The sequence below is a fragment of the Lactobacillus sp. OTU4228 genome (genome assembly GCF_001006945.1).
In the GTDB taxonomy this organism is placed as follows: domain Bacteria; phylum Bacillota; class Bacilli; order Lactobacillales; family Lactobacillaceae; genus Lactobacillus; species Lactobacillus amylovorus.
In genome coordinates this window covers 21,147-28,211 of record NZ_CDLD01000010.1, presented here as the reverse complement: position 1 = coordinate 28,211, position 7,065 = coordinate 21,147, and the positions used below count along the sequence as shown (strand labels likewise).

The window sequence follows — 7,065 nt, the reverse complement described above, 5'->3', positions numbered from 1 at the left end:
ACTACTAAATCGTGGTTTTTGATTAGTGCAGTTGAGAGTACTTGTAAAAAGTCATTACGCTGTCTTCTGATCTTATCGTGCAGTTTAGCGACTATTAGACGCTGTTTTTGATAGTTTTTTGCTAGCCGCAAATTGCGTCCTTCTTTTTTAGCCCGGCGCTGCCTGCGAGACAAGACACGTTGGGCATGGGCCAGCTTCTTTTTGGTTTTGCGATAAAATCGTGGATTAGCGACCATTGATCCATTTGATTCCGTCAAGAAATTATCAAGGTTGAGATCTATTCCAATTTGACTCTGCGTCTTAGGCAAGGCTTTAACAAAAGCAGTATCGCTGCCTAATTGCATAGACAGGTAGAACTGGTCATCAGCGGTCTTTTTTATCGTGACTGTGCCAATTCTAGTTGGAATCTGCTTAAGCAAGCGCTCTTTAATCAGTTTTCTAAAACCAGCAATGCGGACAATTCCCAGCTTAGGCAATTTAATATGTTTAGCATCAATAAATCTAGCTGTCCCGTTATCAAGATAGGCTTCTGACTGCTTAGGATATTGACAGTTGGTCTGATATGACCAGTCGCTGCGTTTTTTGTGAAAAGTCGGAATTCCATGACCAATCTTGCGATAGTTGTTCCAAGCTTTCTGATAGTTTTGAATCGCATTGGCAAGAGCGAGACTATCAATTTCTTTAACACGTAAAAAGCTATAAGCATCACGAATATTCTTAGGCTTAGCCAATAGTTCGCTATTAGTGACTACTTCTTCTGCCAACCTAGTCTCATAATTATTAAGAATAGAAAAGGCAAAAGGCATTGCTTGATATTGTCTAACAGCTAAGTAGTGCTTAACATGATAATTGCTTCGATTGCGTCCTACATAAGAGTTGTAGACAAAGCGCTGCGCATCATAGTTTAGCTTGATGATTTTCTTTTGCTTAGAACTAGGATAAAAGCGAAGCTTAACGCCAAAATGATAGGCTAAACTGCTCATTCTTTTCATGTATTTCACCTCCTCATAGATTAGATATTTATATTTTACAGGATAAGCGAACATATGTCTCTATTTTTAGAATAAAAAAAGCTGACTGCTAGGTCAGCTTGGCCCTATCCATCCCCGCATTAAAATACGGGGATTTTCGGGCGTTTTTCATTAAATTAGCTATTAATTTGGCCATAGCCTACGCAATAACAAAAAAAGCTAATCACAAGGATTAGCTAAGCATACAGTTATCTAAAACTACGATTGAAGTCAACGGCTGCAATCCGTTGGTTTCTTTTCATATACAGATTATAACATGAAATATTTGATACTTAAAAACGAAAAGAGCACCTATTGCGAAATTGGCAGTAGATGCTCTTTTGATTTGTGGTTAGAATTTATTTCTTAGTTTGAGCTTATTTTGCTTTCTTCCAAGTACCGATAATTTTACCATTCTTACTGTAAACATTAATTCTGTAACTCTTAAGAGTACCGCGCATTACAACGGCTTGTTTCTTAGGGGCTTTACCTACAGAACTTGTTCTTACATAGTATGGATGATCTGGATCACCTGAATCGATCTTGTAATATTCTTGACCATTAAATTTGTACACACGTCCATTATCAAGAATCTTGACTTTTTGACCTTGAGTCTTAATTTGATATGCACCGTCTTCTTGAACAACATGACCATTTTCATCATAAATGAAGGCATTGTGTACAAAAATCAACTTGTTCAAATTAGTTACATTGATTTTTGTGTCATCAGGAACAAATACAGAATTGTTAGTTGTTTTTTCCGGAACTTCAGTTGTGTTTGAAACATTATAGGTTTTAATGCTAGTAGTTCCAGCTGTAGTAAGATCAAAGCCAGCACCATCATCTGTACCAGTAGGCTCCTTCCAAGCTGATGGATGTCTGTTGCAGCTGGATCATCAGTGATATTAATTGTATCTTTTTGCTTTTGGTTTGGATCTACAGTCACCGTATTATGGTGATTATAAATATTAGCTGGGGTAGTTGGAGAAACTTCTTCACGGTAACTTGGGTCAGTAGGATCAATTACTAATTCGCCGTTTATTGAATTGCGTTTTCTACCTTGAATCATAAAGATAGGGACTACTTCTTTAGCACCTTTAGAAACCACGAATTTAAATGCGGGTGTAAATCTATCTTTACCCAATTAAAAATTTTTCCATCCGCATTTTTAGCACTTACAATAGTGGGTAAATTACCATATTCATCGGTTTGTTCAATTAATTTACCAGTAGTTTTATCATCTACTACCCTATTAGCAATATCATCAGGGAGATCGCCACCCATTAGCTTTTTTGCATGATTAATTGGATCACCTTGATTACCCTTACTACCAAATTGATTATCTACAGGTGTCCAACTATACCACTTGTTTGAATCCAATTGTCTAGGCACAGCAACTACTTGAATAACGTCGCCATCTTCAAGAGACATTGAAACAAGGCCTTCTCTTCGATTAGGTCCTTCAACATAGGAAACTGATTTACCATTTTTATCTCTAACTGTACTTATGAAATCATACTCTACGTCACTATCATCAATTTTAATATGGATGTTTTTACCGTATTTGTCTTTTATATATTTTACTGCGTCCCACTCGGTTGAATTGGCGGCATCAATATCAATTTCTTTTTGAGGATCTAAATTATCATGACTTTCAGTAATTTGATGAGCATCCTCTTTTGTACCAGCATGTTGCACTTTAACTGCTGAATTTTCAGAATCGGGTTTTGCTACGGGGTTGGTGGTTGAATCACCTTGGGTACCATTAGCTTTACCAGTGGCACCTTGTTGACCGCCTTGGGCATTATTACTTTGAGCTGGTTTTTCCATAGCATCAGCTTTGACAACATTATTATTCATTGCCAAAGGTGCGCAGCCAAAATAGTGCTGACAATAAAAACACCATATCTATATCTTTTTCTCATTTCTTAACTCCCACTAGAATTACTTAATCATTTAAAACACCATTATCGTAATTTCATAACTAAAGGAGTTCAATAGTTTGGTCATATATGCACACAATTTATTAATGCATGATACATATGTAAAGGAAAGCATTTACAGCCAGTCGTATATAAATGGCTTCGCCTTTATTTTTTGCACAAAAAAAGATCAGGCTCACTGCCTGATCTGACTTATTGGGTTAGCTGGATTCGAACCAGCGCATGATGGTACCAAAAACCATTGCCTTACCACTTGGCTATAACCCAATCTTCAAACCTTTTACTTGATTGGTTCTATTTGAACGATCTCTCAACCGCTCAACAGTTAATAGTATAAGGGAATGACAAATAAAATGCAAGGGAAAATTTTACTTTTTCTTGATATTTTATTTTTTAATATGAAAGCCCTTTATCTAATTACGATTATTCTAACTTTTTAGCCAAAAGAAAGCACATCACAGTCGCTACCACACAATAAGCAAATGAATTCCAATTTAAATTTGTAAGACTGCTATATTTTAGCACCTGCCCTGCGGTCATCGATGATAAGGCAATCCCTACATTATAGAAAATTGCATTTAGCGTTGAAGCCAAATTAATTGCAGCTAGATATTTTTTCGTTGCTTCATTTAAAAAGAAAACTTGTGCAGTTGAACCAAAAATCGCTACAGTAAAACCGAGGATAAAAATCCAGGTAATTCCCATTACCTGATTCTGCAACATAATACCGAAAACAGCTAGTAATAATAGATTCAGTATATAAACAAAGCGCAGTTTCTTAAAACCATTTCCAGCTGCTATCCTGCCTGCCACTTGATTAGCAAAAATATCGACAACGCCAAGCAAAAGCAAGATCAAACTCAAAGTACTTAAATCAAACTTCAATTGTTGATGAACCAGTGGACGAATATAAGTATAGTAGCCATAAAGAGTTGCCGCTCCACAGATAACGAAAACAATGCCATACCAAATCGTTTTATCTTTGAAGATTTGAATCTGATCTCGATAATTGCCTTCACCAGCCTGTAGATTTTTAGGCAAAATTGTAAAAGCAACGATTGTTGCAATGGCAGTAATTACAGCACACATAATAAAGGCATCTTGCCAGCGCCAATGATCTGCAATTACCGTACCAAGTGGTATTCCAACTACGGAGGCAATACTAAAACCCGTATAAATCCACGCAATCGTCATCGACCGCTGCTTTTGATTATGCGATAACTGATAAACAAAAAAAGGCGTGTTGCTGGTACAACACGCCAGGGTATACCGACCGTGATTAAAGCGGAGACCCTAGATTACAAAATTATCATTTAAAGATCGCTGTTATCAAAATTCGAAAACACAGCAGGCTTTTGTGTTACTTAAATAGATGAAGTAATTCTTTAATCTTCTAAAAAAGAGCAGGTTATTAACAACCTGCTCTTTTGTTTTCTACTTAGAAAATGAAAACTTGTTCATCTAGTTTCACTTGATATTTCAATTCTTTCAAATCAACATATGCACGTGCAACAGAGGTGTTTTCCTTATTAGTTCTAGTAATAATGATCTCATGATCGCTTGGCGTTTTAATCTTGATTGAACCATTCAAATCAAATGCAGCAGCCGAATTACGGAATTCCAAAAGTTTAATCAATGACTTAACTACTGGTCTTTGAACTTCCTTCTTAATCTCATCTAATTCATAGTAATGCCGATTAATATCTCTGCCTTCTTTTGTCTTTTCCAGCAATTTGATGTCATTTTGTCCGGCTAATAACCCGACATAATAAATCTGTGGAATACCAGGTGCAAAGATTTGTAGTAATCGAGCTAAGAAATATCTTCGATCATCATTTCCTAGAGCAGAATAGTATGTCGTATTAATTTGATAAATATCCAAATTATGATATTCAGCACTAGAATACTTTTTCTTAACATTAGCCCCAATTTGATAAAGCTTCTTGGTAGTGTAATCAATTTGTTCATCCGTTAAAACATCTTTAGCGTCAACCACTCCTAAGCCATCATGCGTGTCTAGAGTAGTAAATTGTTTCATTGGGCACTTCTTTAGCCACTTAGCTAGTTGCGTACTATCACCACTGTAAAGTGAATACAGGAGAACCATTGGAAGGGCAAAATCATAGATAAAGTAGCCATGCTTAGCAACTTTAAATGGCATCGTGTAATGCTCATGAATTTCCGGCAAGATAGTGGCTGGAGTGTCTTTCAAATAATCTTTTACCTGATTAAGCAATGTCCAAATTTCTGGCTCTACAAAGAAATCGTTAGTATCTAGCTTTTTAATCGCATATGCAAAAGCATCTAGTCTAATCAAACTTGCCCCATGCTTAGCAAGATTCTGCAAATTTTCCTTAATAAAGTTTTGAGTAACTTTAGTTCGAACATCCAAGTCCATTTGATCAGGGCCAAATGTATTCCACATTTTTTCTTGACTGTCATCCACAAATTTTATTTCTTGGTATGGTGCTTTGTCTTTTCGTTTATAGATCAAGTCCACATCCCTTTGAGTAGGACGACCTATTGGCCAAAACTTGTCCCAGCTTAAAAACAAATCACTATACTTGCTTTCGTTATGCTTCTTTTGAAAGTCTTGGAAATACTCAGAATGTTTTGATAAATGATTGATCATAAAATCAAACATTAAATAATATTGTTGACCTAACTTTTCCACATTTTGCCATGTACCAAATTTAGGATCAACCACATCATATCTCGTTGGTGAAAAGCCACGATCACCATTTGAAGGAAAAATTGGTAATAAATGAATTCCACCAATTGCCTTTTTAAAATATTTGTCCATGACATCAGATAAATCTTGAAGATTGTGTCCTAAACTATCTGGATAAGTAATCAACATTGCTTTATTTTGTAACTTCATCTTTTATTCCTTTGCTATTTACAAGAAAAGGCTCAATCTTTCAAAATAAGATCGAACCTTAAAATTATTTTTGATCATTGAGGAAAAAGCCGATTTATAAAGAGAGGGGGAAAGTTTTAATTATTATAAATGGCCATAGTTGAATCTTTATCGAAGAAGTGTGCCTTGTTAACATCAAAGCCCATCTTTACATGATCACCTGGCTTGTGGTAATCACGTGAATTTACATCTGCTACGAATTCTGTTCCGTCAACTTTTTGATAAAGTTGAATTGTAGCACCTAATAATTCAGAAACTACTACTGTAGAATCGATTACTGCATCTGGCCAAGTTTCCAAGAAGGCTTGTTCTGAATGAATATCCTCTGGTCTAATACCAAATACAATATCTTTGTCATTATAGCCTTGGTCATCAAGCATTTTGGCCTTACCTTCGGGAATGCCAATATTCAAACCCTTACCATCCGAAATTCGGCCATCTTTATAGTGAACATTGAAGAAATTCATCTGTGGAGAGCCAATGAAACCTGCTACAAACATGTTCTTTGGTTTGTTATAAACTTCTAATGGCGTACCGATCTGTTGCACCTTACCTACAGACATAACCACTACTCGGTCAGCTAAAGTCATCGCTTCGGTTTGATCGTGTGTTACATAAATAGTCGTTGTTCCTAAACGTTGATGTAGCTTAGCGATTTCAGCACGCATTGATACACGCAACTTCGCATCAAGATTGGAGAGAGGTTCATCCATCAGGAAGATTGGTGCATCCCGCACGATTGAACGTCCCAAAGCAACACGCTGACGTTGACCACCTGAAAGAGCTGCGGGTTTCTTCTTTAAATAGCTAGTCAAACCCAAAATTTCAGCTGCGTGCTTTACTTTTTTATCAATATCTTCCTTAGAATAATGTCTAAGCTTTAATCCAAAGGCCATGTTGTCATAAATAGTCATATGTGGATACAAAGCGTAGTTCTGGAAAACCATCGCAATATCTCTGTTCTTTGGAGCAACATCATTCATGACTTTATGATCAATCTCAAGCGTACCTTCGGTAATATCTTCCAAACCGGCAATCATTCTTAATGTTGTTGATTTACCACAACCTGAAGGACCGACAAAAACGATAAATTCCTTATCTTTGATGTGCAAATCAAAGTCATTTACAGAATACTTGTCATTATTGCCATCATATTTTTTATAAATATGGTTTAAATCTACTTCTGTCATTT

7 protein-coding genes and 1 tRNA gene are annotated in these 7,065 nt (G+C 36.2%); all 8 read right to left on the bottom strand.

All coding sequences use genetic code 11. The annotated features are described in order from the left end of the window. The coding region (locus BN1206_RS02245; protein ID WP_052542848.1) for an RNA-guided endonuclease InsQ/TnpB family protein at positions 1-992 on the bottom strand (992 nt) is incomplete at its 3' end. A gap of 395 nt (positions 993-1,387) precedes the next feature. Then, entirely contained in the window at positions 1,388-1,711 is a 324-nt protein-coding gene (locus BN1206_RS09990) for an SLAP domain-containing protein (protein WP_231575947.1), read from the bottom strand. A 5-nt stretch (positions 1,712-1,716) separates the two neighbouring features. Continuing rightward, positions 1,717-2,079 carry a hypothetical protein gene (locus BN1206_RS09985; protein ID WP_231575946.1) on the bottom strand — a complete coding sequence of 121 codons (363 nt, stop codon included), beginning with the start codon at positions 2,077-2,079 and terminating at the stop codon, positions 1,717-1,719. Between the two features lie 11 nt (positions 2,080-2,090). Then, complete coding sequence (locus tag BN1206_RS02235) at positions 2,091-2,870, bottom strand: hypothetical protein (protein ID WP_052542846.1); 780 nt, start codon at positions 2,868-2,870, stop codon at positions 2,091-2,093. 278 nt (positions 2,871-3,148) lie between these two features. Then, a tRNA-Gln gene (locus tag BN1206_RS02230) sits at positions 3,149-3,220 on the bottom strand. 156 nt (positions 3,221-3,376) lie between these two features. Further along, positions 3,377-4,147 carry an MFS transporter gene (locus tag BN1206_RS02225; protein ID WP_052542844.1) on the bottom strand — a complete coding sequence of 257 codons (771 nt, stop codon included), beginning with the start codon at positions 4,145-4,147 and terminating at the stop codon, positions 3,377-3,379. Between the two features lie 244 nt (positions 4,148-4,391). Then, positions 4,392-5,834, bottom strand: coding sequence for a sucrose phosphorylase (gene gtfA, locus BN1206_RS02220; RefSeq protein WP_052542842.1), 1,443 nt, complete (start codon positions 5,832-5,834; stop codon positions 4,392-4,394). Positions 5,835-5,950: 116 nt separating this feature from the next. After that, positions 5,951-7,063 (bottom strand): ABC transporter ATP-binding protein, encoded by a 1,113-nt coding sequence (locus tag BN1206_RS02215; protein ID WP_052542840.1) that lies wholly within the window; start codon positions 7,061-7,063, stop codon positions 5,951-5,953. Between the last annotated feature and the right edge of the window lie 2 nt (positions 7,064-7,065).

Bases quoted from the DNA above. Each gene is read 5' to 3' on its own strand.
- BN1206_RS09985 (WP_231575946.1), bottom strand. From the start codon at position 2,079: ATGATTCAAGGTAGAAAACGCAATTCAATAAACGGCGAATTAGTAATT.
- BN1206_RS02235 (WP_052542846.1), bottom strand. From the start codon at position 2,870: ATGAATAATAATGTTGTCAAAGCTGATGCTATGGAAAAACCAGCTCAA.
- BN1206_RS02225 (WP_052542844.1), bottom strand. From the start codon at position 4,147: ATGACGATTGCGTGGATTTATACGGGTTTTAGTATTGCCTCCGTAGTT.
- gtfA (WP_052542842.1), bottom strand. From the start codon at position 5,834: ATGAAGTTACAAAATAAAGCAATGTTGATTACTTATCCAGATAGTTTA.
- BN1206_RS02215 (WP_052542840.1), bottom strand. From the start codon at position 7,063: ATGACAGAAGTAGATTTAAACCATATTTATAAAAAATATGATGGCAAT.